The sequence below is a fragment of the Stenotrophomonas maltophilia group sp. msm1 genome (assembly GCF_032025805.1).
Classification (GTDB): Bacteria; Pseudomonadota; Gammaproteobacteria; order Xanthomonadales; family Xanthomonadaceae; genus Stenotrophomonas; species Stenotrophomonas hibiscicola.
Genome location: NZ_JAVSKH010000002.1, coordinates 813,283 through 838,126, shown reverse-complemented (window position 1 = coordinate 838,126; position 24,844 = coordinate 813,283). Strand labels below are relative to the sequence as shown.

The following is a 24,844-nucleotide window of genomic DNA, read 5'->3' as shown; positions in this document are numbered from 1 at the left end:
ACTCCTGCTCGATCATCGTTGGATACTCCCGCCTCCTCACAGGCATGGCACTCAGGGCAAGCTCACGTCGGCGACGACGGACGGATCGAAATCCTCGAACCGCACCCGGCCAAGCTCGGCCGCGGAGAAATCGCGCGTGTGGGTCGCTTCGGTTTCGGTGTCCACCACCTTGCGCTGCACGCCATGCACCCAGCACGTCTGCTCGGCAGGTGCATACCGGAAGGTGTAGACGCTGCTCCAGCGTTCGCGGCTGCCGCCGTTGGTGATCACGCTGAACGCGCCGTCTTCAATCGTCACGTAGGCGAAGGGGTCACCGGCCATGCCACCGCGCGTTGAGCACGGCACCAGCTTGTCGTTGCGTGCCGCCAGCTGCCAGCGGCCCGTGGCATCGCCCAGCAGCAACAGCAGGACCCGGTTCGGTCCGTGCTCGCCGGGCAACAAGCCCTCCGGAGGAGGTTGGTCGATCACCAGGAGCTGGTCCTGGAAACCATTGCCGGTCAGATCGCCGCGTACGGCTTCCAGCAGGTTCGCGCCGGACGGAACGAACGCCAGGGCATTGTCCATGTGCGTGCCACTCCCCTTCTCCATCCCCTGCAACTCCTTCAATCCCGTCTTGCCAGTTCCCGAGCGGAGGCCGGAAACGGGGCGATGCCCCGCACGTGCCCGGCGGCCGCCATGGCGGATGATAGCCCCGAGCCCACGGCAACCGCGATGGTGGCAAGCGTCACCCGCACCGCGGGGGGACACAGTCCTCATGGACGGAAAAGCTCCTGCGTTCGATGGCACCGGCGCGTCGGGATTTTGACGCGCACGCAGCTTACTTCGAGGAGGCGGGTCTCGTCGAAGGGGGCTTGGGATGAAAAGCGCACTTGATCACAGAAAGAGTGCGGTTAACGTGAATGGATGCCTACTTGGAGATGACGGCAGCGCTGATCAGGCACTTAACGCTCGTGCAGACGCAAGCAGAACGGGTGCAGCGAACACGGATCAGGTGAACGAACCCACCCGAATACAAGCACCATTGCGGCGCTCGGGATCCGTCATTCGCAATGAGAATTTCCAAAAAATTGAAAACACTACGGCCGGCCCCACGAAACAACCGGGGCGCTCGCGCGGCGCTATCCTCGCTTCACTTCCGCACATACTCAGGAGCTGAGCACGCGGTGTACACGACGTGGCATCCCTGACCCCCATCCCTTATACAAAGACGAGTTGCCAATTGAATTGCTTCATCAACAGTCGCCTTTCCACCAAAGCTGGTGCCGCCGGAACCCGAACTGGGGACCACCGCAGCAATGCACTGATTCTCGTAGGAAAAAGAAGTTCGACAGGCACGACCACCTGAGTGCCGGCATTGCATCACAGCCTCTGCCTCTGCCTCAGACTTACTACGCTTCCCGGTAGACACTCCGGACGCGCCCTCAGGAGAAACAGAGATCGCGCCCCACGTTTTGATCCACTTCCCTCCGGGCTGCGGCGTCTTGAGCGAGCCGTCACCCGCCCCAGGGATCGGAGCGCATCCTTGGACACCTTGCCCGCCAATAGGATACTGCCCCGGAGGACACCCGCCCTCCGCGAACGCTGCCGACTGGAAGACTGCGGCGAACAAAAGGCCCAGGATCACCCGCCAACTACGTAGAAGCGTAAGCCTCCAAGACATCGCGCCTCCTGCCCGTATTCGACTGCACTGCCACCCATCTGCAAATATGCCATGAAGCTGCCCGAGGCGCCCTAGACGAACATGGCCGCCATTGGCGACAGTCAGATAGTGTTCGCTAGGATCAAGCCCATGTCGCGCTACTGCTGCCCGGACCTACTCAGATGTGAGCACAGCACCCGCCACGTCAATTGCTGCGGCCAAATTTGTCGCTGCTGAACGCCTGATCATACCGAGAATCTCCCAACATCAAGAGTAGAGTTCTTCTTAGTTTGATGGGCGCAGAAAAGAAACAGCCCGCTCAACGGCGGGCCATTCTATCGCCGCATCATGAGAAAAATGCGGGCAATTATTCAAAACTTCTCAAACTCCGGCTCGGTGCAATTGGACATGACAACTTCACATGTCCGTTTGGAAGCAGCACGACATTGCGCCAAGGATAGGCCTGCCGCCTCCTCCTTTGTGGCTGCAGCAGAGTAGAAAGTCCCTCCGGCTCCCGCATTCGAAACAGCCGCCGTCGCGCATTGATTCTTATAGGTGAACTTCACTTGGCAATCCCGACCGCCTGCATCAGAGCAGGATCTCACCGCCGCGCTTCCCGCATCCACCTTCTTCCTCCACCCACTTGCCGCTCCTGCGATTCCGGAAGGCGAGGCGGCAAATGCTCCCCAAGTCTTGATCCACCGCCCCGTTGGACGCGGGCTTTCCGCTCCTGATCCACCAGCAGGTATTGGCGCGCATCCGCCGGCACCCTGCCCGCCAATCGGATACTGGCCTGGAGGACACCTTCCTTCCGCCCAAGCCAGGTCGGACGGAAGTGCTAGAACTACCGCTAGACTCGCCGCGAACCTATACATGACCTTCGAACCCCTGATGACGTTCGAAATCCCCCAACATCCGAAGGAAAGCTCTTCACCTGTCATCCAGAGCCAAATCCCGAAGAATCCACTATCAGCTAGCCATTCGCAGCCGGTACAGTCACCCGTGCTCCGCCAATCCGCAGAACGCAGGAAACTACGAAAGAGTGGCCACGATTGACAATGCGCAAGAATCTAAATCAACGCATCAACATCAAGCCAACTCTCTGAATTTCCGGCCCATTTACGCAAGCCCTGGATGCACCTTCAAGCTCCAGGCGACTCCGACGCAACCAATCAATCGACTTAAGAGAATCGACGAACTTGCATCGCTAGAACTTACGGAAAACAGGTTCAGAACAGTCTGCGTAAAAGACCCTGCACTTCTTTCCACTGGGATCTACGCAACCTTTACCCGCCAAGGAGATCGCTTGCCTTTTCTTTGGAGCCTTACCAACTGCGGATTTAGCCCCCGAGCCACCTGAAGAAGGAATCAACCACGCGACGCACTGATTTGAGTAAGAGACAGTAACCTTGCAGTCCGTGGCTCCTCCACCACCACAGCGCCTCACAGCCTCGGCAGCGGCGGCTTCTGCGGAATTCATTCCGGAGGCCATTCCTACCTCAGAAGTAGCTTCGGACGCAGCGATTGCTCCCCACGTACTTAACCATTCCCCCGTCGGCGTTGGAGGAAGTAGCGGCAGCTGATCCGAGCCACCGCTGTCGCCACCAGGAATCGGAGCACAGCCTCTGGCCCCTTGCCCTCCTATCGGGTAGAACCCTGGCGGACAACTACCGCCTTCGGCAAGTGCGGACACAGGAGCCAGCAGCACCCCAAAGAAAAGGAGCAAAGAAAGCAGCTTCATCGTTTTCACCTCTTGCATCCAGTACCCTACCCATTCAGCAACTGCCATGACATAGCTCACCGAACTGCGGCGTTACCAAGCGACCCCGGCGTATGTACCGAGTTGCTAGTACCCGGCGCGATTTTCGGGATCGTAAGGCTCTGGCTACTCACCGATTCCTCTGAATTGGTTGGAGCTGCCGGCTTGTAACTACCCGGCGGCGGTCCGCTCGGTCCCGGCGCCTGTGCCACCGGGCTGCCACCTATCTGCGAATATGCCATGAAGCTGCCCAAGGTGCCCTGGAAGAACATGGCCGCCATTGGGGGCGCAGTCAGAATCAAGGTCGTCAGAATCAGGCCCATGCCACCCTGCTGCATCGCCTGACTGGTCATACCGTCGCTGGAAGCCCCGTCAAGCAGGAACCTGTTCACCAGCGCCGTCGCCCAGAACGAGGAAGACACGCGGATCACCATATCCAATGCAATGGACACCATTGCCGACAGCACCGCCATCGAGAACATGGTCCCGATTCCGCAGAAGAACCATCGCTGGAACAACTGTTTGTCCTGATCAAACAATAGATAAAGTACTAACTTCACCCCATGCCAATGAAATCAGCATTGCAGCTATAAGCCAGCAGGCAAATGAATTTCAGACCGAAGCTTGCTCTCCAAGAGCGCTCGACACTCTCACGTAGACTAAACCTGTGAACAGCGACACCCAACCTTAGTGCAAAGTAGACGTCTCAAGCGAAAAATAGAAGCGGCCCACTTCTCAGCAGGCCACCCTCTAAAACAACAAACAAAATGTCATTATTCACAACATCAACCCAACGCCAGGATTCACATCAGCGGAAGGGCTTAAACTCAGACATGCTGCAGGCAGAGTAGATAACAGTACAACTGCGACCCTTACCCTCGGACTCACAACGGCGCACTGATTCCACCTTCGCATCTTCTTCATTAGGTGATCGATACGCCACAGTTCTCACGTCGACGAGGGGTACTGAACCAATCACCGGGCCAGCTAGCGCGGCGCATTGATTGTGATACTCAAGAATAACTTTACACTTCTGCCCCCCCATGCGCTGACATTCAGAAAGCGCGAGGGACCTAGCTTCTCTCTTTGTTTTTTTAACCTCTGCCACACCAATCGCCAAATTCTGGCCGACTTGATGGTCTGTGTCTTGCGCCAAAGCACCCCATCGGGTTTCCCATTTACCGGTCGGCATGGGGCCACTGCTCTCACCACCAGCTTGACCACCGGGAATTGGCGCACAACCTCCTACACCCTGACCTCCCACGGGGTACTGCCCTGGGGGGCAACGTCCTTCTGCCAACGCCACATTAGAAATAACGAGCAGCAAAAGTACGACAATGCACTTCATACGCACACCTTTATCATTCGACACTGTCAATCCACGCTCAGGCGCCCACCTGCCCATACTTTCCAGTATCTTTCTTGACCTCACCTGAGCGCCCGATACCGTAACCAGAAGTCGCGCCATGGCCGGAACTGACCGATGGAGCACTGGAATGATCCTTTGTCTGGGCCGGCGCATAGTAGCTACCCGGTGGCTGCCCACTTGGCCCCGGCGCCTGTGCCACCGGGCTGCCACCTATCTGCGAATATGCCATGAAGCTACCCAGCGTGCCCTGGAAGAACATGGCCGCCACTGGGGGCGCAGTCAGAATCAAGGTCGTCAGGATCAATCCCATGCCGCCCTGCTGCATCGCCTGGCTGGTCATGCCGTCGCTGGAGGCGCCCTCGAGCAGGAACTTGTTGACCAGGGCGGTGGTCCAGAACGCGGTCGAGATACGGATCACCATGTCCAGCGCGATCGATACCATCGCTGCCAGTACCGCCATCGAGAACATCGTGCCGATGCCGTAGAACAGCCATCGCTGGAACAGCTGCTTGGTCTGGTCGAACAGCAGACACAGAATGAACAAGGGACCCAGGCCGATGAACAGCGCCAGCGCGACCTCGTAGAGCAGCAACATCGCACCAGCGGTGACGGCCGGACCGCCCGTGCCCATGCCGATGAACCACAGCGCCCGCGTCTTGTCCGCCTGCAACCCTGGATCATTCAGGATCTTGATGCCATCAATGCTCGACAGCGCCACCTGCATCCGCTTCCTGGTCCCGGCTATGGGATACGAAATTCAGGGGCAAGGTCACACACTCAACATTACCACCTAGATCGGCCGTTCCAGCTCACCCACAAATGAGATGGCCTGCTCTTCAGCAGGCCATTCCCAACATGCAAAGGCCGATTCAAGGATCCCGTCCATGATTCGACTGGCATAGCTTAGAAAGATTCAAATATTGGCTCAGCACAATCCGTGTACAACACCTTGCACTGCCCTCCACCGTTCTTCGCGCAGTAGGAGAGAACCCGACTGGTCGCGTCCTCTCTTGAGCCGGCGACTGAAATAGAAACTATTCCCTTACTGCCCGGCTCAGGGTCAGCATATGCGACGCACTGGTTCTTGTACGTTGTATCGATCTTGCAGTCTTTCGCTCCATGTGTCGCGCACCGAGCAAGCGCTTCTGAGACAGCCTCTCGCTTGGAGCGCCTTCCAACGGAAGCCCCCATATCGCCCGTGCTTGCCGCCCCCGCAATAGCCCCCCAAGTCTTGATCCAACGCCCAGTAGCAATGGGGCCGCTCTGGACGCCACCGGTACCGGAGCCCGGAATAGGTGCGCATCCACCTACGCCCTGACCACCAATGGGGTACTGCCCTGGCGGACAACGCCCTTCCGCTCTCACCTCACCCGCCACAAACAAACATAGGAGCAAGCCGACAAGAATGAGAGGAAACATGTATTTCACACTTCTACTCCGTACGCATGGGGGCTATTGATTGCCGGGATGTGCAGCTCTGAGACCGGTTTCGGCAACCCTGGAGGATTCCGACGACGGAAGGGTTGAACGTGCGGTCGCATGTCGATCATGCGCACCACTGTCTTGGCCGGACTGCCCCTTCTCCGGAGCGGCCGGCGTGTAGTAGCTACCCGGCGGCTGCCCATTCGGGCCCGGCGCAGCAGCAACCGGGCTGCCGCCTATCTGCGAATATGCCATGAAGCTACCCAGCGTGCCCTGGAAGAACATCGCTGCCATTGGGGGAGCGGTCAGGATCAGGGTCGTGAGAATCAGGCCCATGCCACCCTGCTGCATCGCCTGACTGGTCATACCGTCGCTGGAAGCCCCGTCAAGCAGGAACCTGTTCACCAGCGCCGTCGCCCAGAACGAGGAAGACACGCGGATCACCATATCCAATGCAATGGACACCATTGCCGACAGCACCGCCATCGAGAACATGGTCCCGATTCCGTAGAAGAGCCATCGCTGGAACAATTGTTTGGTCTGATCGAACAACAGACAGAGGATGAACAGTGGGCCGAAACCGATGAACAACGCCATCGCGACCTCATAGAGCAACAGCATCGAGCCAGCAGTCACCGCCGGGCCGCCCGTACCCAAGCCGATGAACCACATGGCTCGTGTCTTGTCTTCCTGCAGCCCCGGGTCATTCAGGATCTTGATTCCATCCACACTGGACAGCGCAACCTGCATCCAGGCCAAGCTCTTGTCGATCTGCTCCTCGGGCTTCTGATCCTTCCCGGTAACGACATGGGTGATGAGACCCTTCACGTCCTCGGTCAGGAATCCATGAAGATCCCGGCCAAACATGCCCATGCTTGTCGCTACAGCCACGATCAGTGCGGCGCGCGCCATGTTGGTCACCAAGATCATCATCGAATCGCGGCTACGTCCGGTGACGATACGATAGCCCTGAATGAGGACCCACAAGGTCATGAGGGTCAGCGCCATTCCGCCCACCCACGCCATCATGTTGTCCATGACGTCGAAGCCGAACTTGCCGATTCGCTCCCGCAGATAATCCAGGATCAGCTTGAAGAAAACGAAGTCGCCGACCGACTGGACGCGCGCCACGTGCCCCATCAAATCCTGGAATCCGCCCGAAAAATCAAAGTTGGCAATCGACCTGATCGTCATACCCACATTCCCTTGGTGATACCGCTATCGCTTGAGGCGCCCCGTAGGGACTCGAACCTCAGGTGCTTCATTCCACGCATCAGTCGATGGACAACGCCGTCTTCAGCGCTGCTGTCTTGACCAGGTCACTGATGACGGTCTTGGTTGGATCGCCCTTGAGCGCAGACTGGGCCACGACCTTCTGATTGGCCTCCATCACATCGATGTAGGCGTCGTATGCCTTGATCCGGGCTTCAAAGTTCTTGATCGTTGCGTTCATTTCGTTCGCAGTACGCATCGAGTCGTTCGCCACTGCGTTCATGTCACCGAGCCGATTGCTACCAAAACGCAACTGGGCGATGTCATCCATGCTCTTCAGGAACGCAGGCCCGGTCGTCTGCATGAAGTAAACCGCATCGTTGTATTTGCGATTCTGCATCATGCGGATGTTCACGCAGATCTGCGTCTGCTGGCTCTTCCAGTCGCCCTTTGAATTGAAAATGATGTTGGGCAGCATGTCTTTCAAATCTGCGCCGGTGCCACAGGTTTCAGCGACCAGGTACTTGGGCGAAACGGGCGTCAGCTGTGCAGCGGAAGGAAGGCCGAAGTTGTTGACGATACCCTGCACCTGAACCAGCATCTCGCCATACTCCTTGATGGTCTGGTTCCAGTCCTGAAGCCACTGTGTATTTTCTCTGACGAACTGGGTCTTCTCCTGCACCTTGGACTGCAGGGTATTGAACTGGTTCCAGATGTGCTGCATCAGCGCTGGACCGGTTTCCTGCACCGGACCAAATGCCCCAGCATTGGTGGCAGACAGCGCCAAGGCAACACCCAGCACCTTGGCCACCGGCTTGAGTACCTTGCGGGCGCTGGCCCGACGCTTGACGTTGTTCATGGCAAAACTCCTGTTGTTCAGATTGACATCCACTTGCCTGTCTCCTGCTTGCGCTGCCGTCAGGCAGCGTCGGAACGGGGTTCCTTCCCCGAACCCTTCCGGTTCTTGTAGAAATCTTCCAACCACTGTTCCGGCGTGAGCTCGTCCACGGTGATCCGATTGCGGACTGCAGCGGTCTGCAACACCCGATGCATGATGTCGATGTTGTCGGTCGAGGCCGAGATCACCGACAGGATGTCGTCCATCCCACGCAGGTTGAGCTGGCAGACGCTGGACGCATGGCCCTGCTTGACCAGGAAGCAGCGCGAGCGCTCGTCCAGGGCGGTAACCACCCTGAACTCGGCCTCGGTCAGCTTCAGGCCATCCATGTAGTCGCTCTTGCTGGCATTCGGGTTCGGCAGCAGGATCAGCGTGGCGGTCTGTTCGATCAGGGCGGCGGAGATATCACTCTTCAGTGCATCTTCCGGGCTCTGCGTTGCGAAGATGCCGAGACCATTCTGCTTACGGATGGTCTTCTGCTTGTTCTTCGCGAATTCCTTCAGGCCACCCTCGCCGTCCAGGATCTTCCAGAACTCGTCCATCACGTAGATCAACGGACGACCATCGATCAACGACTCCAGGCGGTGCAGCAGGTAATTGATGACCGGCACGCGCACTTCGGGATTGTCGATGATGTCGGTGTAGTCGAAGCCGATGATGTTGGCCTTGCTCAGGTCGACGGTATCCACCGGATTGTCGAACACCCAGCCCAGCGAATTGCCCGAGGTCCAGCGGCGCATGCGTGCATAGAGCCCATCGTCGCCCATGTTGGGCAGGCTCTTCTGGAAGTTGGTCATGCTGCGCAGGTGCATCGGCGTATCGAGCATGCTTTCCACTGCGCGGTAGATGTCCTCCTCCTCGCGCGCACTGTATTCACGCTTGCCGGCCAGCACCTTGATCAGGTCGGCCAGGAACTGCACGTTGGCTTCACTGTTCTCGCACTGGAACGGGTTGAAGCCGGTCGGCGCGCCGTTCTCCAGAGCCAGATAGTTACCACCGCAGGCACGGACGAAGATCTCCGCACCACGGTCCTTGTCGAAGAAGAAGATGGTCGGCGACGGCTCGTACTTCTGCACCTGACTGAGCAGGAAGTTGATCAGCGCAGTCTTACCGGTACCCGACTTACCAATCACCATGGTGTTGGCGATCGCCTTCTCGCCCAACGAGTTCTCTGACGGATGGGTCGCGTGGAAATTGAAGTAGTACGGCTGGCCGTTGGTGGTCTGCAGCGTGGTGACGCAGTCGCCCCACGGGTTGTTGTGCTGCTTGCCGGTCGCGAAGTTGTGCAGCGGCGACAGGCCCAGGAAGTTCAGCGAGCTGACATTGGCCAGGCGGGTGCGGTAGCGCCAGTTGGCCGGCAGTTGCGAATAGAAGGACGAGGTGACCGCCAGGTCTTCCTTGGTCGACACGAAACCTGCATTGGACAGCTCGGCGCGCGTCGTGGCCACGTTCTGTGACAGCTTGGCTTGGCTGTCGCCGTAGACCGCCATGATGAAGTGGTACTCGCCGAGCACGAAATTACCCGACGAGAGCTGATCCATCGCCTGGTCCAGCTCGACGATCTGGCTGACTGCCTTGTCACCGGAGGAGATCATCATGCCCTTGGTGCGGTCGAGCACCTTGAGCGCGTCCTGACGCCCCATCGGGCTGAACGAATGGGTGATGACGTACTCGTAGTCCAGGTACTTCAGGCCGTTGAGGATGCCCGGGTAAGTCCCCTCGGCATACTCCTTGATGTTCAGGATGGCGCCGAAGTGGTTGGCACCATTGGGGGTATTGATGACGAAGTCACCGGTCTTGGACGAGAACATGTGCCGGCTGACAGGCAGGTAGTCCTTGATCGGTGCCGACAGCACCGGGACCGGCTCGTCGATGCGATTGATCAGGTAACCGAACAGCTCCAGCGTTTCCGAGAACACCACGCCATTCTTGGCCTCGTACATGCCCAGGCGATACGGCGCATAGTCTCGGATGACGGCCTCGACGTTGCCGGCCAGTTCCATCAGCTTTTCGACTGCCTGCTCCTGCTCGGCGCGCAGCTTGTCCACGTTCGCCGACTTCTCGACGAAGCGCTTACCCGCCACCACGGGGCGGTAGATCATGGTCAGGTACAGCTCGTTCTGCATGATGCGCTGTGAGGACAACATGCCCATGTACTGATCGGACACATCCTGGTTGAAGCGCTGCTTGTAGTTGCTCTTGCCCTTCAGGGTGCGGCGACGTCGGATGTCATGCACCCAGAACGCCACGTTCACGAAATCGGGTGCCCGCAGCGTCTGCAGCAGGCGGTTGAACGTGTTGTGGCGATGCTCCAGCTCCCACTCCTCGCGGCCGACGAACGGCAGCCCTTCCAGATGCCAGGTCAGCAGGTAGTCGCCGCCCGTGGTCTTGACCACGTTCGGGGAGACATGCGACGACAACGGGATGAACTCACTGATGGAGGTGTCAGGGCTGAACATACGACTGCTTCCAAAGAGGTAGTGCCAAGGAGTTACAAAAGACCCGGCGGGCGCGGACGCCCGCCAGGCCGGATCCGGACCTCAATCCATTCGGGCCGGCTTGTCGCGGTAATGGTTGGGGTTGAACACCCACATACCATCGTGTTCCTGCACGTTGCGGACTTTCAGCTTGAACATCAGGCGCAGGCCCAACAGGCGGAAGATCATTTCGTCACGCTTGGCCATCTGCCGCATGATGAAGACCGCCACCGGAATGGTGAGCAGGAACCAGAAGTTCGTGTACATGCTGAGCAGCAGCAACCCGCCTGCCACCATGAAAAATGGCAGATAGGGCACGCCCAGGAACATTGCTGGGCGCGTGCAGCCGCGGAACACGACGTTCTTATGCACTGTAGTACTGGATCGCGTTGTTGATCAGGTAGTAGGTGCTGCTGCCGCCACCGCACTTGCCGTCGCTGCCGTCACCCAGCAGCATGCGCGCGATCTGGCCCGCAGCGCCGATCAGCACGCCGCCGATCAGGATCGGTGCAACGTCGGCGATGCGCTTGTGCGCGAAGGCGATCTGATAACCGGCGAAGATCACCGCGATGGTGACCACGGCGATCGAGGCGATGTTCAGCAGGCCGTTGATGTTGTTGAAGAAGCCGCACACCTTCTTGTCGGTGCCGCCGAAGTCGACGGCACCGTTGGCGAAGACCTGCGGGGCGAACATGGCGCCGACGAAGATCGTGGCCATCAGCAGGGTCTTCAGCGTGCGCTGGGCCTGGACGAGGTCGAGATTGGATCGCTTCATGGATTGATTTCCTTGTTGATGGACTAACACAACTGAATCGGCCAGCCGGGGGACTGGCCGCACCACGACTTCGTCAGAACACGAAGGCCGCATCCCCTGCGGGAATCTGCTGCACCGGTGCGGCCTGCACCGGTGCGTTGTACGAATTGTCGGCACCCGCCACAGGCTGGTTGCGCTCGCTCCAGGGCCGCAGCATCACGGGCCCCTCATTGCTGGCACCGGCAGCGCCCGGCAACTGCTGCGGCATGGCCATCGCCTGCGCAGCACCCTGCTGAGGCAGCTGCTGCGGCATGCCACCGGCCTGCTGCTGGGGATAGGCGGGCCCTTGGCTGGGCTGCGCCTGGGGCTGCATCATCCTGTCCACTGAACCCAGCACCACCTTGGACAGCGCCTGGTCGGCGAGATTCAGCAGACTGCCCCGCGCCATCGCACCGGTGGACGGGTACACGACATAGGCGCGTGCGGGATCTTCCGACGGCACGTACACCGGGCCATTGGACTGTGCAACGATGCGCGCCTGCGCCGGCGAAGCGAGCTGCGGATGATGCTCGACCTTCACTGCACGGCGCTCACCGCGACTGACCACGTCGATCGGTGCGACACCATTGCTGGCGACCTGCTGGCCGCGGCGGATCGAGTCGTAGATCTTCTGCACGTAGCCGTGACGGAAGCCGGTCTCGAAATTGCCCGAGTAGTAACAGCTGAACGACTTGCCCCAGTCACCACCGGAGCGCTTGTAGCAGTCGGCGAGGATGCGCGAACCGGCCTGCAGGTTCGGGCACTGCTGGAAGGCCTTCTCGTACGAATCCAGCCCGTATTTGCCCAGGTTGTAGCGATTGACCTGGGCCAGCCCGATCGAGAAGTTGTAGCCCTTCTCTTCCAGCATCCGTACCGTCGCCAGCGCTTCGTCCAGCGCTTTGGGCTGGCGCACCAGTGCACCGCCCACCACACCGATGGCGTAGGGATTGCGCGATGACTCGACGTTGATGACGTGCTGCATCACGTCCATCGAGACGGCCATCTCCGGGCACGCCATCATTTCCAATCCTGGCAGCATCCTTCAGCCCTCCTGCCCCTGGGCACGCCCAGGATTGAAGTCGATGCCGGTGATGTAGCGCGAACCGGCATGCGCCTTGATATGCACGACGATGTCGATGGTCATCATCAACAGCCGCTTGATCACATTGAACTCCAGGCCCGAACCCTCGGCCGAAGCCTTCACCATCAGTGCCAGCTGGTCCCAGGTCTGTTCCGGACTGCCGGCGTGGCAGCTGGTGATCGACCCCGGGTGGCCGGACGCGCAGTTGCGGATGAAGTAGAACGCCTCGTCACCGCGCAGCTCGGCGAGGATGATGCGTTCGGGCTTCATGCGCAGGCAGGCTTCCATGCAGCTCTTGGCCGTCACATTGCTGGTGCTCTGCCCGCCCTTGGAATACAACAGGTGCACCACGTTGGGCTGGGTCAGGAACAGCTCGCGTGCATCCTCGATGGTGACCAGGCGCTCGTTGTCCGGGATATGGTTGACCAGCGCCTTCATGAAGGTGGTCTTGCCGCTGCCGGTCGCGCCCGATACCACGATGTTCTTGCGGTACATCACCGCACGCCGGAAGAACTCGGCGTACTCTCGCGAATGACGCAGCTCCAGCAGCTCGCGATCCTGCTCGCTGATGCTGCCATCGCTTTCCAGAATCTGGTTGAAGAAGCCGTCTTCTTGATACTGCGTGAGCGACTTGGTGTGCTTGGAAGGCAAACGGATGGTGATCGACACCTTCCCCGCGTCACAGGCCGGCGGAATCACGAACTGCGCACGCTGGCCGGTGGGGAACGTGAGCGACACCACCGGATCGGCATCGGTGATGCGCTGGCCGGTGTTGCTCTCGTTCACCACTGCCGTGCAGAACTGCCGGGCCCGCTCGAACGTCAGGCTCGGCACGTCCACCCGCTGCCACCCCGCCCGGGTTTCCAGGTACAGCTCGCCGGGACGGTTGATGCAGATTTCCGTCACTTCCGGAGAAGTCATGTACTCGGCGATGCCCAGCACTTCGTACTGATAGCGCAGGAAATCGCTGGAGACGAGGGCGAGGGGGGACACTTCGGCGTCCATGATCGTTCGTTGGGTTACCGGCGGGGATTCAGCACATTGGTGAAGTCAACGTCCTTTGCAACGTAGACGTTCACGATCGTGCCCTGGTTGATGGTGACGGTCGGCGGACGACGCTGGCTCAGCGATTCATTGGCCAAGCGCTCCATGGTGCGTGCGGTGGCGCTCTCATAGGGCGACTGGATGGTCATGCCGTTATTCGCCACGGTAGTGGTTTCCGGACCATGCTCTGCAGCGGCGTACTTGAACGCATCCGCCAGCAGACTGATCATCAGAGCCGAGGCGATACGGCTGCCCCAGTGCGCGCTGTACTGGCCCGGATGCCCGGCGCCGCCCAGCTGATCCACGCCCGGGCTGGACATGGCCACGTCGATACCATTCGGCGTAGTGATGCGATCCCAGATCACTTCCACCCGCTTGCCGGTGGGACCGCCGCCATAGGCGCCATAGATCTTGGAGCCCTTCGGCAGCAGAAGATTGCGGCCGTTGATCGAGTACACCGGTTCGGTCAGCAGGCACGAAGTGTAGCCCGCGATATCGGTGATGATGCGGGTTTCCAGCACGCAACGCAGGTAGGTACCCCGCACCAGCAGCGCATCGGGACTGCGGATGTAGCTGGCATTGGACACGTCATCAACATCGGGGCCGCGACGAACCCGGGCCGGCGCTGCATTCTGCTGTCCACCCATCATCTGGGCCTGGAGGCGAAGGGTACGGGTCAGCTCGTCTTCCTGCCCCCCCTGCCCATCACCGCCCGCGCTGTCGCCAGCACCAACGAAGCCGTTCCCCGACGCTCCCATCCGGCGCTCGGCGAGCGTCGGACCCCGCGGGGCTTCGCGCTCGCTCATGCTGAAGGCCGGTTCTGCGCGAGTAGGCCCGGACGGCGGCGGCGGCAGCATCGGAATCGGGTCAACGGGCTGCATCGCCTGGGACGGAACCGGATCCGTCTGCACAGCGTCCGGCAGCGTCGGCGTGGACACACGCGCGACTTCCGGCACCTTCTGTGCAGCGTCCTTGTCATCCTGGCCCTTGCGGAACAGCAGGAAGCCCATGGCCACCAACAGCAACACGATGCCACCGAGGAACAGCAGCGCCTTCCGGTTCAGCCGCTGCTCTTCGGCCGAGCGCAGCTGCGGCGCGGCCGCGTCCAGATCCGGCGCCGGCTCGGCCTGGGCCGTGCCGAAGTAGGGATTCGACGGCGCGTCCGCGGCACCCTGTGCGCCGTACGGGCTCTGGCTCTCGTCGCGTCCATTGTTCGGGTCGTTTCCGGGAGTGTTCTGCTGGCTCATTTCTTCACGTTCCTTCGCAGGCCGACGACGAAGTCGCCGTGGCGGATGACCAGGTACGGGTAGGTCCCGTGCACGATCAGCGTATTGCCTTCAACCGTGGTGTTGACCACGAAGTCTTCACCGTATTCCGTTTCGCGACCAAACACGGCCGGGAAGATGCCGGTCTTGTACTCCGGCGAATTCGGCAGTTTCAGATAGGTGAAACGGCCATCGTCATAGGCGTTGACCGGGATCAGCCACCCCATCTTCTTCGCCTTGCTGGTCGAATAGGAGTAGTTGAAGTTGTACTGGCGGTCCTTGGCCAGTTCCGAGCTCAACAGCGGTTTGGCCTCTTCCTCCACCGCTTCCTGGGCGACACCGAACACGGTGTCGTTGGGATAGACGAAGGCGATCTTGTACTGCACGCCTGCACGACGGGCCTGCTCCAGCTGGCGCCAGTCGGTGGCCACCACCTTCAGTTCGAAGATGTAGGAATGGGTCTCGGTGCGCACCATCATGTTGGTGTCGACGTCGACGTTCTTCGGCTTGAGGTAGAACACATTATCGCGACGGGTCAGTTCCCAGCCGCTGCTGAAGCCGGTGCTGTAGTCGAGGATCTTCTCGTTCGGGCTCAACTCGATCTGGGTGGTCAGGCCCAGGCCGGTGCGAACCGGATAGATACGGTCCTTCTCGTACTCGTAGTGGTCAACCGCCTGCGCCATCGCCGCTGCTGAGAACAGCAACGACAACATCGACAGCAGCGCCAGCGCGCTTCCCCTGATATTTCGACTACTCATCGGTTGCTTGCTCCATCAGCAGTTCCGGTGGAATTGTTCTGCGCCGGCCTCATGGCCGGCTGTCCGGGCATGGCCTGCCCCGGCATTGCTTGCCCCTGCACCGGCTGCCCCGGGATGGGTTGCCCCTGGACGGGCTGCCCCTGCATCGGCTGGCCCGGCACCTGACCGCTGGCCGGCACCGCGACCGGCTGGCCGGTGGCCGGGTCGATCATGGTGGCCGCGGCTGGGTTGTTGGGATCGTAGATGCCCTGCGCGTGCTGTGCGGCCTGCTGTGCCTGCGCCTGCATCGCGCCGTCATCGGGCACCGGCACGCCACGCGAGTAATCGTTGTCGACGCGGTACTCGGTGACCTGGAACGCCAGCGGATTGAGGATGCGATCCTGTTCGGACAACGCCAGGTTCTGGTTGTACTCGAAGCGCATCGTCACCAACTGGTTGTCCAGGTAGGTAGAGACGCCGGTGCGCTTGTCCAGCAGGCTGCGCTGGATGCGCACCGAAGCGCCGCGGAAGCTGCCGTTCGGTTCTGCGCCCAATGGCGTGATGCTGAGGATCTTGACCCGGATCGCGCGTTCGCGGCCATACATCACGAACGGGTTCTGCGGATTGTTGCCGGCATAGCGGACGCGCATGGACTGCGCCACCGGATCGGTGGACATCACGAACACCAGTTCCCAGTCACGCAGGCCCATCACCGCCGAGTCGTACGATTCGCGTGCGAGCACGTACTGGGCGACGTTGCTGCGGTTGATCGCTTCGTTGGTGGTGATCGTCTCGCCCTGGAAGGTGCCACTCAGGCGCGCGACGGTCGCCGTACCCGTGTAGGCGTCGGCCATCACCAGGAACGGCACCTTTTCCTTCAGCGGCAGCATGTAGTAGTAGCCGCCCGCCAGTGCGAGCGACATCAGCAATGAGCCTGTGGCGACCCACCATGCACGCCGCTCGCTGCGGCGTGCCATGTCGGCCACGGTGATCTCGTAGCTGACCGCCTTGGCGACCGACTGCTCGACCTTGGGGCTATTGCCGGGATCCTTCTTGCGGAACATGGATTCTTCCGTACTGCTGAAACATCAATGGGCGTGGCACCCCTGCGACAGGCGCGGGGAGCGGCACGTTCGATGATTTCGAGGTGGACTCAGGTGCCGCTGTTGGAATCAGCGCCCTGCGCCGACGCGGTCGGCGTCGAGCCAGCGCTCTGCACAACGATCTGGTTGCCAACGATGGAGACCGAGATACCCTGCGCCGAATAGGCCGATGTCAGATCGATCACGGCCTGCTGCGCGTTGGTCGTATCGATCTTCGAGACCGCGCCATACAGGGTGAAATCCGAGCTGAGGCGGTAGTCCAGCGTGCGCCCGGAATCCTTGGCCCAGCGCTCGAGCATGGCTTTGAGCGTGCCATCCATCGGCGAGGCCTGGTAGACGTAGCTGGAGTACAGCGGAATTTCGGTCGTTGTCGCAGCAAAGCGGTTGACCGGCTTCCAGCGGCCTCCGAAATCGGGAGCGGACTTGGTGGCGCAACCGGCCACCATCAACGCCGCCACTGCGGCGATGGACATTTTCGCGATAAACGCCTGATTCATACGGGCTTCACTTTGACGTACGAAAAAGCAGTCCCGAGCATTGGTCCCCTGGTCGTCCGGCGCTGCATCGCGCACGCCGGAATCAGAGGGATGCGCTGCGTGCGGCACACCCACTCCGGCTCCCCTGCAGCCAACGGCTGCCAACCAAGTTGCGGGGCCGCCGGACATAGCCGACAACCCACCCGCATACCTCACCAACGTCGAAACCATCCTTGTTTCCATGGCACAAACTCCTGGCCACCCTACTGCCACATCTTTGACATCCAGCACACATTTCTGGACGACAGACATAGGGTCGCACAACCACGCGTCAATTCCATGTCAGACAAGTCTGAAAATCTATGAACAGATGCCGAATTCTTGACTTACCTCACGTTTTCACTTCAGTGAATATGAATCCAAGTCACAAATTTAGCGTCGTGAATTAGACGTTAAGCATCGGAACATCGACCTTCGGCAGCAGCCTGGACGTGAAATAGCGATCCTTGTAATAGCGGATCTTGTCGCATTTCACCGGATGCGGTATGCCTTCGTAGAGGAACACTTCCTTGTCGGGCCCCATCGCCTTCAGCTCCTGCGGCAGCATCAGTGCACGCCGCTCTTCGGTGAAGTTGTGGGTCTTCTCTCTGGCATGCGTGACGTTCTTCTTGCGCACCGTGGTGTAGCCCAGCATGTCCGAATAGTCGTTGGCATCCTGCTGCTCACGCGGCGCGTACAGGATCTGCAGGGCATGGTTGGTGATGATCGTGCGCGAGACTTCGCGGCCGTATGTGGCATCGAGCTGGGCCATGCTCTGGATGATCGGCAGCAGGCGGATGTTATAGCCAGCCATGTAGGACACCGCCGAGGCGATGATCTCGACTTTGCCGATCGAGGTGAATTCGTCCATCAGCAGCAGGCACTGGTACTTCAGGTCCGGGTTGGACCTGGGCAGTTCCTTGGTATTGAGGTTGATCAGCTGGCTGAAGAACAGGTTGATGATCAGCCGGCTCTCGGCCAGCTTGTTCGGCTGGATGCCGATGTAGATTGTCATCTTCTTCTTGCGGACGTCGGTCAGCAGGAAATCGTTGCTGCTGGTGGCCTTGTCCAGCACCGGGTTGATCCAGGGGTTCAGCGGCTCCTTGAAGGTGCCCAGGATCGAGGCGAAGGTCTCGTCCGCCTGCGACAGCATGTTGGCGAAGGCCGAACGTGCGTTGGCACTGAGGAACGGCCGCTCCGACAGGGTCTTGAGGTACTTCTTCAGGTCGGTCCCGTCGCCGGAGGACAACCGGTACACCGCGCCGAGCGTGGGCGTGCCGGCGCCCCCCGGGAAACCGCTGCTGCGCTCGTCGTCCCAGTTCTCGAACAGGTACAGGGTGAAGGCCATGAACGCGTTGCGCGCCTGGCTGACCCAGAACTTCTGGTCCTCGGCCCCATCCGGATACAGCATCGCAGCGATGCTCATCAGGTCCGAGACGCGGAACGCCGGATCGTCGGAGACGTAGCTGAGCGGATTCCAGCGATGCGTGCGCCGGTCCTCGGCGAAAGGATTGAACAGGTAGATTTCCTGACCCTGGCTGGCGCGCCAGCCGCTGGTCAGGTCGAAGTTTTCCTGCTTGATGTCCAGCACCACCAGCGATTCGCCGTACTCCAGCAGGTTCGGGATGACCACGCCCACGCCTTTGCCCGAGCGGGTGGGCGCGGCCAGGATGACGAACTGCTGGCCATCCAGGCGCACCAGCTTGCCACCATGGCTGCCGACCACGATGCTCTGGCCGGTCTTCTTGAACATGCCATGCCTGGCCAGGTCGGCGCCGGTGGCAAAGCGTGCATCGCCGTGCAGCGAGCGCTTGTCCTTCTTCAGCAGCAGCACCAGGCCGGTCACCACCAATACCAGCAGCGGCAGGCCGAAGCCCACGTAGCCGGCCCATCGGATCTTGCCAACGAAGGGCGCGACCTGTGGCTGGTCCAGCGCGTTGAAGTACTGGTAGTAGGTGTTCCAGGTGAACAGCTTGGTATCCAGGCCCAGGAACAGCAGCGTCAGGTAGCCGGAAAACACGAAACCAAGCAGCAGGGTCGCCAGCGTGATGATGGCGATGAGCAGATACTTCTTACTGGGCAACACCCGAATCCTCCATGATGCGCACGAGGGCGCGACGGCCTAGCGGCGGCGCCAGCGCGACGCCTTTTTCCGCAGGTGATTTTCGTTCTCCAGCCCGGGCTCTTCGCCCTCTTCACGCACCCGTTGCAACAGCAACTGGCGCGCTTCGGCCAGCGATACCAGGTCGGTCAGACGATCCCCATCGTCGGCAACGACCGCATGGCCGACCACATCGCCCGGAGCGTACACCGGCTCGTGGGACACCGCTACCAGCTGGTAGCGGCCACGGGTTTCCAGCACATGCCTGAATTCCTGCATCGAACTCCTCCTCCTCGGGGCGACGCCGCGCCCCTGCCCAGCCATCATGCCCATCGCAGTGTCATCGCCGCATCGACAACCGCTCCCTGCTTTTGCGCGAAACTGCGCGCCGATATCCAAGGAGACCGATATGGACTGGGTAGCACTTGCCCGCACCCTGGCCACCGAGGCGCACGCCGGCCAGATGGACAAGGCCGGCCAGCCTTACATCGGTCATGTGGCACGGGTGGCGGCTGCGGTGCTCGGCGACGATGACGCCGAAGTGGTGGCGTGGCTGCATGATGTGGCCGAGGACTGCCCGGCGTTTGCCGCACGCATCGAGGCATTCCCCGCCCCGCTGCGCGAGGCGGTGCACCTGCTCAAGCGCGCCGCGGCCCCGACGCGGACAGCTACTACGCGCGCATTGCCGCCCACCGCTGGCACTGAAGGTGAAGCGGGCCGATCTGGATGACAACGCCGATCCGCAGCGCCTGGCGATGCTCGACGCGGCGACGGCCGGGCGCCTACGCGGCAAATACGCGCACGCCCGGGCAGCGCTGGGCATCTGACCAGGCCGCACGGACAGCAGGGGGCGGCGTGTCACTGATCGAACGCTGATTTACCTGAGCGCGGCTGCCCTTGTTGCGGTGCAGCAGTACAATGGGGGGCTCCCCCGCCCCGTCGCGCCCCCCGCATGAGCCCCACTTCTTCCCTGGCTGCGCGGCTGACGCCCCGTCAGCGCACCCTGATCATCCTCGCCCTGTCTCTGGGTGGCTTCGCCATCGGGACCAGCGAGTTCGCCAGCATGGGCCTGATGCTGGAGATCAGTCGCGGCTTGTCGATCTCCGAAACGCAGGTCGGTCACCTGATCAGCGCCTATGCCATCGGCGTTGTCGTCGGTGCGCCGATCCTCGCCTTCGTGGGTGCCAGCTTCCCGCGCCGCAAGCTCTTGTTGGCGCTGATGGGCTTCTACGCGGTGGGCAACCTCGCCAGCGCGCTGGCACCCAATTACGGCACCATGCTGGCGGCACGCTTCGTCGCCGGCCTCCCGCATGGCGCCTACTTCGGCGTTGCGATGCTGGTGGCCGCGGCGATCAGCCCTGCCGGCCAGCGCGGCCAGGCGATGTCGCGGGTGCTGCTGGGCCTGTCGATCGCAATCCTGGTCGGCAACCCGCTGACCACCTGGCTGGGCCAGCAGCTGAGCTGGCGCACCGCCTTTGCCCTGGTCAGCGTGCTGGCCATCGCCACCGTGGCGATGATCGCCCGCTTCCTGCTGCCGGATCCGGACGAGGTGCGCACCTCGCCGATGCGCGAACTGCGCGCCTTCAACACGTCCCAGGTGTGGCTGGCGTTGGCGATCGGCGCAGTCGGCTTCGCTGGCATGTTCTGCGTGTTCACTTACCTGGCTCCGACCCTGGTGCAGGTCACCGGCGTGGCCGAATCGTGGATGCCGCTGGCGGTGGGCGTGTTCGGCATCGGCGCGATCATCGGCAACATCGCCGGTGGCTGGCTGGTGGACAGGTTCCACTTCAAGGCCGCCGCCGTGGTCCTGCTGTGGTCGATCCTGATGCTGCTGCTGTATCCGCTGGCCGCGCAGTCCGTGTGGACGATCGGCCCGATGATCATCACCGTCGGCACCATGGGCGCGCTGGCGGCAGTGCTGCAGACCCGCCTGATGGACGTGGCCGGTGAAGCGCAGACGCTGGCGGCGGCCTCCAACCATGCTGCGTTCAATACTGCCAATGCACTTGGCCCGTGGCTGGGCGGCATGGCCATCAGCGCCGGCTTCAGCCCGGCCAGCACCGGCTATGTCGGTGCGGCCACTGCCATTGGCGGCCTGCTGCTGTGGTGCGTGGCGGTGTCACTGGACAGGCAGCGTAAGGCCGCCGTCGCCGGCAGCCACTGAAGAACCGGCATTCACAGGCAAGTGGATGCCAGCGCCTTGACCAGCACGGCGCTTCGTACCGGCAGCACCTGCAATCTGCCGAGGGGTGTTCCACCAAGGATGCTCGACCACGCGCTTCGGGTGCAATGAACACATTTCGTGGATGTGCCTTTGGGCAAAGTGCAGCCGACGCCCCTCGGCCTGCACCGGACCCGCAATGCGCCACCACCGCGTTCCTGCCCACCACGATGCCATTGCCTTGCAGGCCGGCATGCTGGGCAGTGTGCTGGGCGTGGCGCTGTTCAAGGCCATCGCGTTATCTGCATTGGCGGCCGGATCGGTGATGGCCATCGGGCTGTGGCTGGTGGCCTGCGCGCTGCTGGCTGCATGGGCGCTGGCCGCCTATCTGGCGTGCCTGGCGCTGAGCCGGCGTGTGTTCGTGCTGATGCTGGTGCTGTGCACGGTACTGATGATCTGCATCGCCTGAGCCGGCAGGGCGGGACTTCTTCTGTCGCCTTCATTGTCCTGCGGGACCCGCTGCAACAAGGGCGTGGAGTGTGATCAAGCGAGCGCGACGGCTGTGAGCCGTGGGACCTGATTGGAAAGGATCCCTGAAAAGGAACCGCTCCCCATTGCCGCGCCTGTCTTGATCGTGTCCATGCATCTGGCTGACTGCGCCATCACGGCCAACGCGCGACGATGCGATCTCCCAACCTCCCTGCCCTGTCGAGATCCAGATGCCGGACACTGCCCATCCTGTCATTCGCGCATTCGAGGCCGTGTTCGATCTGTCCGGCGGCGTGCAGCGCATCACGGCGCTCACTGTTACCTGCCGGCATTGCTCCTCGACCAGTTCGGCCAGCGAAGACAATCTGGTTCACCTTCCGGGTGGAGCACTGTTCCGCTGCGACGAGTGCGGCTGCCACCAACCGGTCAGCCACGCCAGGCTGTCGGATTGGCAACCGACCTCGTTGCTGGGCATCTGAGGGCCGGCTCATGGGCATGACGGCGCAACAGCGGGAGATCCTGGAGGCAATCGCCGCTGCGCAACCGGTGCGCGGCGACGCGGCGACGTGGGCAGTCAACGCGGGTTTGGCGGTACAGGCGGAAGACGGGGATATCGATCTCACCGACGCCGGCCGCGACGCCCTCGCCGCGCGGACCGCACGTGAGGACTAGACGCGGCGATCAGGCCGCCTTCGCGAGCTTCCGCCAGGGGCAGAGTCCGCGGGCGTAGTGAGCAGCGCGCGGCGGTCCCGATCGCGGCAACCTGCAGGACAGAGGTGCAACGCTGCCCCGTCAACCGAAATGGTGATGCCCTTCATGCCGGTGATGTGCAGGGCGCCATGACATCCACTCGGCTATGCTGCGCCACCTTCCTGCGCCAATGGCGGCCATGCATCCTTTTCCCCTGCCCGTCTCGGCGCCTGAGCAGCTTGCCTACCGACTGCTGCAGGACAGTGACTGGGCGCGTTCGGCCACTGCCGCGAGCGCACCGGCCGAGCTCCGCATGTTGCTGGCGATGATCCTTGATTCGCCCGAACCCCTCTGGCTCGCCTGGGGCAAGGAAGACAAGGCCTTCTTCTTCAATGATGCCTACCTGCCGATGCTGGGGGAAAAGCTGCACGGCGCGATGGGCAATCGCCTGGAGGATGTCTGGACCGACGTATGGCCGGATGTGGTGCAGGCGGTCAACGATGCCTTTGCCGGCACCAGCCGCAGCTTCAAGAACCTGCCCCTGATGATGGACCGCGACGGCACGCTGCGCGAAACATTCTGGACGTTCTCCTATTCGCCGCTGCGCGTCGGCTGCGGCAATGTGGCGGGCATCCTGTGCGTGGTGAGCGAGCAGACCGAACGGGTGATCGAGCGCGACCTGCACAGCCGCCAGGTCGCGGCGATCACCGAGCAGGCGCGGGAAGCCCACCTGGAACTGGTACGCGCCCGCGAGCAGCTGCGCCAGTCGCAGAAGCTGGAGGCGATCGGCCAGCTTACCGGCGGCGTGGCGCACGACTTCAACAACCTGTTGCAGGTCATCACCGGTTCGGTGGACATGCTCCTGCACACGTGGCCGGTAGACGACTCCCGGCGCCGGTACATCCAGGCCATTGCAACAGCGTCGGACCGCGCCACCAAGCTGACCGCGCAGCTGCTGGCCTTCTCGCGTCGCCAGAGCCTGTCGCCGGAGGTCTTCGATCTCTGCGAGAGCGTGCACGCGCTCTCGGATATCATCACCACGGTTCTGGGCGCGCGCATCCAGGTATCGTTGTCGTTGCCCAGTACGCCGTTGCCGGTGCTGCTGGACCGGACCCAACTCGACACCGCATTGATCAACATCGCGGTCAACGCCCGCGATGCGATCGACGGGCACGGCAGGGTGACCATCGAAGTGGAACAGGTCACTGCGGTGCCTTCGGTGCGCTTCGCCGCCCCGATGAAGGGCGACTTTGCTGCCATCAGTGTCACCGATACCGGCGCAGGCATCGACCCTGCAGTGGTCGACCGCATCTTCGAGCCCTTCTTCACCACCAAGAGCGTCGGTGCCGGGACCGGGCTCGGTCTCAGCCAGGTGTTCGGTTTCGTCAAGCAGTCCGAAGGCGAGGTGGACGTGCAGAGCCAGGCGGGCGCCGGTAGCCGCTTTACGCTGTACCTGCCGCTGGCGCAGGCAGGAGAAACGACGGAACGGCCGGCGGCGCAATCGGGGCTGCAGCATGGCCACGGCGTCTGCGTGCTCGTGGTGGAAGACAACGTCGACGTGGCCGAATTTGCGGTTGGCGCCCTGCGCGAGCTCGATTACAGCGTGATGCTTGCGCGCAATGCAGACGAGGCCTTGGCGGAGCTGGAACGGGATGCCTCGCGCTTCCACGTCGTGTTCAGCGACGTCGTGATGCCGGGCATGAACGGCCTGGATCTGGCCCGCACCATCCGCGACCGCCTGCCAGAGCTCCCCGTCATCCTCACCAGCGGCTACAGCGAGTTGCTTGCCCGGGATCCGGGCCACGGCTTTACCCTGCTGCGCAAGCCATACTCGTTGAAGCAGCTGGCCTCGGTAATGACCGAGGCCGCGCGCCGCGCGCAGGCCGTGGTGGCATCGCCCTAGCGGGCGCGTTGCTGAAGCGAACCGAATCCGCGTTCCAGTGAGGACTCCAGCGCGGACGCTTTGTCGCCGACCTCGCACCGCTGATGGCACGTGCGGGGCCGCACCGGTGTGCGGGTGGCTTTGCCGGGCACACCGTACACCCACCCGAGCCTGCGTCCACAGCGCACCAAGGGGGATGGGCCACGA

At 61.7% G+C, this 24,844-nt stretch carries 23 protein-coding genes and 3 pseudogenes; 6 read left to right on the top strand and 20 right to left on the bottom strand.

Going from position 1 to position 24,844, the window contains the following annotated elements; all coding sequences use genetic code 11:
- Positions 1–51 precede the first annotated feature (51 nt).
- The 20 genes and pseudogenes from ROV95_RS11500 to ROV95_RS11405 form a co-directional block, all read right to left on the bottom strand.
- Positions 52–588 (bottom strand): hypothetical protein, encoded by a 537-nt coding sequence (locus ROV95_RS11500; protein ID WP_069118276.1) that lies wholly within the window; start codon positions 586–588, stop codon positions 52–54.
- A 541-nt stretch (positions 589–1,129) separates the two neighbouring features.
- Entirely contained in the window at positions 1,130–1,660 is a 531-nt protein-coding gene (locus ROV95_RS11495; protein ID WP_279936380.1) for a DUF4189 domain-containing protein, read from the bottom strand.
- A gap of 350 nt (positions 1,661–2,010) precedes the next feature.
- Complete coding sequence (locus ROV95_RS11490) at positions 2,011–2,514, bottom strand: DUF4189 domain-containing protein (protein ID WP_312545122.1); 504 nt, start codon at positions 2,512–2,514, stop codon at positions 2,011–2,013.
- Between the two features lie 332 nt (positions 2,515–2,846).
- A complete protein-coding gene (locus ROV95_RS11485; protein ID WP_154081328.1) occupies positions 2,847–3,380 on the bottom strand; it encodes a DUF4189 domain-containing protein in 534 nt (177 codons plus the stop codon).
- A 56-nt stretch (positions 3,381–3,436) separates the two neighbouring features.
- Positions 3,437–3,978, bottom strand: a pseudogene (locus ROV95_RS11480) (type VI secretion protein); the annotation flags it as partial.
- Between the two features lie 805 nt (positions 3,979–4,783).
- Positions 4,784–5,491: pseudogene (locus ROV95_RS11475) on the bottom strand (type IV secretion system protein); the annotation flags it as partial.
- A 179-nt stretch (positions 5,492–5,670) separates the two neighbouring features.
- Positions 5,671–6,186, bottom strand: a complete 516-nt coding sequence (locus ROV95_RS11470; protein ID WP_312545120.1) for a DUF4189 domain-containing protein — start codon at positions 6,184–6,186, stop codon at positions 5,671–5,673.
- Positions 6,187–6,219: 33 nt separating this feature from the next.
- Positions 6,220–7,383, bottom strand: a complete 1,164-nt coding sequence (locus tag ROV95_RS11465) for a type IV secretion system protein (RefSeq protein ID WP_312544454.1) — start codon at positions 7,381–7,383, stop codon at positions 6,220–6,222.
- 79 nt (positions 7,384–7,462) lie between these two features.
- On the bottom strand, positions 7,463–8,260 hold the full coding sequence (locus tag ROV95_RS11460; RefSeq protein ID WP_154330839.1) for a hypothetical protein: 798 nt from the start codon (positions 8,258–8,260) through the stop codon (positions 7,463–7,465).
- A 59-nt stretch (positions 8,261–8,319) separates the two neighbouring features.
- Complete coding sequence (locus tag ROV95_RS11455; RefSeq protein WP_312544451.1) at positions 8,320–10,758, bottom strand: VirB4 family type IV secretion/conjugal transfer ATPase; 2,439 nt, start codon at positions 10,756–10,758, stop codon at positions 8,320–8,322.
- 81 nt (positions 10,759–10,839) lie between these two features.
- Positions 10,840–11,148, bottom strand: a complete 309-nt coding sequence (locus ROV95_RS11450; protein ID WP_019660289.1) for a VirB3 family type IV secretion system protein — start codon at positions 11,146–11,148, stop codon at positions 10,840–10,842.
- Entirely contained in the window at positions 11,141–11,551 is a 411-nt protein-coding gene (locus ROV95_RS11445) for a TrbC/VirB2 family protein (protein ID WP_019660290.1), read from the bottom strand. The genes ROV95_RS11450 and ROV95_RS11445 overlap by 8 nt, the downstream gene beginning before the upstream one ends.
- 580 nt (positions 11,552–12,131) lie before the next feature.
- Positions 12,132–12,596, bottom strand: a pseudogene (locus tag ROV95_RS11440) (lytic transglycosylase domain-containing protein); the annotation flags it as partial.
- A gap of 15 nt (positions 12,597–12,611) precedes the next feature.
- Positions 12,612–13,655 carry a P-type DNA transfer ATPase VirB11 gene (gene virB11, locus ROV95_RS11435; protein ID WP_207049150.1) on the bottom strand — a complete coding sequence of 348 codons (1,044 nt, stop codon included), beginning with the start codon at positions 13,653–13,655 and terminating at the stop codon, positions 12,612–12,614.
- A gap of 14 nt (positions 13,656–13,669) precedes the next feature.
- Positions 13,670–14,941, bottom strand: a complete 1,272-nt coding sequence (locus ROV95_RS11430; RefSeq protein ID WP_019660293.1) for a TrbI/VirB10 family protein — start codon at positions 14,939–14,941, stop codon at positions 13,670–13,672.
- Positions 14,938–15,717 carry a TrbG/VirB9 family P-type conjugative transfer protein gene (locus ROV95_RS11425; protein WP_312544450.1) on the bottom strand — a complete coding sequence of 260 codons (780 nt, stop codon included), beginning with the start codon at positions 15,715–15,717 and terminating at the stop codon, positions 14,938–14,940. The genes ROV95_RS11430 and ROV95_RS11425 overlap by 4 nt, the downstream gene beginning before the upstream one ends.
- Positions 15,714–16,760 (bottom strand): type IV secretion system protein, encoded by a 1,047-nt coding sequence (locus ROV95_RS11420; protein WP_312544449.1) that lies wholly within the window; start codon positions 16,758–16,760, stop codon positions 15,714–15,716. Before ROV95_RS11420 ends, ROV95_RS11425 begins: the two co-directional genes overlap by 4 nt.
- A gap of 89 nt (positions 16,761–16,849) precedes the next feature.
- Complete coding sequence (locus ROV95_RS11415; RefSeq protein WP_021202791.1) at positions 16,850–17,296, bottom strand: hypothetical protein; 447 nt, start codon at positions 17,294–17,296, stop codon at positions 16,850–16,852.
- 424 nt (positions 17,297–17,720) lie between these two features.
- The gene (locus tag ROV95_RS11410) at positions 17,721–19,400 is read right to left on the bottom strand and encodes a type IV secretory system conjugative DNA transfer family protein (RefSeq protein ID WP_019660297.1); all 1,680 of its coding nucleotides are present in this window, start codon (positions 19,398–19,400) and stop codon (positions 17,721–17,723) included.
- 36 nt (positions 19,401–19,436) lie between these two features.
- A complete protein-coding gene (locus tag ROV95_RS11405; RefSeq protein WP_019660298.1) occupies positions 19,437–19,694 on the bottom strand; it encodes a hypothetical protein in 258 nt (85 codons plus the stop codon).
- Between the two features lie 130 nt (positions 19,695–19,824).
- Here ROV95_RS11405 and ROV95_RS11400 point away from each other — a divergent pair, with 130 nt between their 5' ends.
- The 6 genes from ROV95_RS11400 to ROV95_RS11375 all read left to right on the top strand — a co-directional run bounded on the left by ROV95_RS11400 (position 19,825) and on the right by ROV95_RS11375 (position 24,658).
- Positions 19,825–20,145: a hypothetical protein gene (locus ROV95_RS11400; RefSeq protein WP_312544447.1), complete on the top strand. Its 321-nt coding sequence runs from the start codon at positions 19,825–19,827 to the stop codon at positions 20,143–20,145.
- 222 nt (positions 20,146–20,367) lie between these two features.
- Positions 20,368–21,579 carry an MFS transporter gene (locus ROV95_RS11395; protein ID WP_312544445.1) on the top strand — a complete coding sequence of 404 codons (1,212 nt, stop codon included), beginning with the start codon at positions 20,368–20,370 and terminating at the stop codon, positions 21,577–21,579.
- A 196-nt stretch (positions 21,580–21,775) separates the two neighbouring features.
- Entirely contained in the window at positions 21,776–22,045 is a 270-nt protein-coding gene (locus ROV95_RS11390; protein WP_019660300.1) for a hypothetical protein, read from the top strand.
- A gap of 250 nt (positions 22,046–22,295) precedes the next feature.
- Positions 22,296–22,544, top strand: coding sequence for a hypothetical protein (locus tag ROV95_RS11385; RefSeq protein ID WP_019660301.1), 249 nt, complete (start codon positions 22,296–22,298; stop codon positions 22,542–22,544).
- Between the two features lie 16 nt (positions 22,545–22,560).
- A complete protein-coding gene (locus tag ROV95_RS11380) occupies positions 22,561–22,737 on the top strand; it encodes a hypothetical protein (RefSeq protein WP_227852274.1) in 177 nt (58 codons plus the stop codon).
- Positions 22,738–22,954: 217 nt separating this feature from the next.
- Positions 22,955–24,658 carry an ATP-binding protein gene (locus ROV95_RS11375; protein WP_312544443.1) on the top strand — a complete coding sequence of 568 codons (1,704 nt, stop codon included), beginning with the start codon at positions 22,955–22,957 and terminating at the stop codon, positions 24,656–24,658.
- Positions 24,659–24,844: the final 186 nt, after the last annotated feature.

Bases quoted from the DNA above. Each gene is read 5' to 3' on its own strand.
- ROV95_RS11495 (WP_279936380.1), bottom strand. From the start codon at position 1,660: ATGTCTTGGAGGCTTACGCTTCTACGTAGTTGGCGGGTGATCCTGGGC.
- ROV95_RS11400 (WP_312544447.1), top strand. From the start codon at position 19,825: ATGGACTGGGTAGCACTTGCCCGCACCCTGGCCACCGAGGCGCACGCC.
- ROV95_RS11405 (WP_019660298.1), bottom strand. From the start codon at position 19,694: ATGCAGGAATTCAGGCATGTGCTGGAAACCCGTGGCCGCTACCAGCTG.
- ROV95_RS11460 (WP_154330839.1), bottom strand. From the start codon at position 8,260: ATGAACAACGTCAAGCGTCGGGCCAGCGCCCGCAAGGTACTCAAGCCG.
- ROV95_RS11425 (WP_312544450.1), bottom strand. From the start codon at position 15,717: ATGAGTAGTCGAAATATCAGGGGAAGCGCGCTGGCGCTGCTGTCGATG.
- ROV95_RS11500 (WP_069118276.1), bottom strand. From the start codon at position 588: ATGGAGAAGGGGAGTGGCACGCACATGGACAATGCCCTGGCGTTCGTT.
- virB11 (WP_207049150.1), bottom strand. From the start codon at position 13,655: ATGGACGCCGAAGTGTCCCCCCTCGCCCTCGTCTCCAGCGATTTCCTG.
- ROV95_RS11430 (WP_019660293.1), bottom strand. From the start codon at position 14,941: ATGAGCCAGCAGAACACTCCCGGAAACGACCCGAACAATGGACGCGAC.
- ROV95_RS11395 (WP_312544445.1), top strand. From the start codon at position 20,368: ATGAGCCCCACTTCTTCCCTGGCTGCGCGGCTGACGCCCCGTCAGCGC.
- ROV95_RS11385 (WP_019660301.1), top strand. From the start codon at position 22,296: ATGCCGGACACTGCCCATCCTGTCATTCGCGCATTCGAGGCCGTGTTC.
- ROV95_RS11485 (WP_154081328.1), bottom strand. From the start codon at position 3,380: ATGAAGCTGCTTTCTTTGCTCCTTTTCTTTGGGGTGCTGCTGGCTCCT.
- ROV95_RS11470 (WP_312545120.1), bottom strand. From the start codon at position 6,186: ATGTTTCCTCTCATTCTTGTCGGCTTGCTCCTATGTTTGTTTGTGGCG.
- ROV95_RS11455 (WP_312544451.1), bottom strand. From the start codon at position 10,758: ATGTTCAGCCCTGACACCTCCATCAGTGAGTTCATCCCGTTGTCGTCG.
- ROV95_RS11420 (WP_312544449.1), bottom strand. From the start codon at position 16,760: ATGTTCCGCAAGAAGGATCCCGGCAATAGCCCCAAGGTCGAGCAGTCG.
- ROV95_RS11380 (WP_227852274.1), top strand. From the start codon at position 22,561: ATGACGGCGCAACAGCGGGAGATCCTGGAGGCAATCGCCGCTGCGCAA.
- ROV95_RS11445 (WP_019660290.1), bottom strand. From the start codon at position 11,551: ATGAAGCGATCCAATCTCGACCTCGTCCAGGCCCAGCGCACGCTGAAG.
- ROV95_RS11415 (WP_021202791.1), bottom strand. From the start codon at position 17,296: ATGAATCAGGCGTTTATCGCGAAAATGTCCATCGCCGCAGTGGCGGCG.
- ROV95_RS11375 (WP_312544443.1), top strand. From the start codon at position 22,955: ATGCATCCTTTTCCCCTGCCCGTCTCGGCGCCTGAGCAGCTTGCCTAC.
- ROV95_RS11390 (WP_019660300.1), top strand. From the start codon at position 21,776: ATGCGCCACCACCGCGTTCCTGCCCACCACGATGCCATTGCCTTGCAG.
- ROV95_RS11465 (WP_312544454.1), bottom strand. From the start codon at position 7,383: ATGACGATCAGGTCGATTGCCAACTTTGATTTTTCGGGCGGATTCCAG.
- ROV95_RS11490 (WP_312545122.1), bottom strand. From the start codon at position 2,514: ATGTATAGGTTCGCGGCGAGTCTAGCGGTAGTTCTAGCACTTCCGTCC.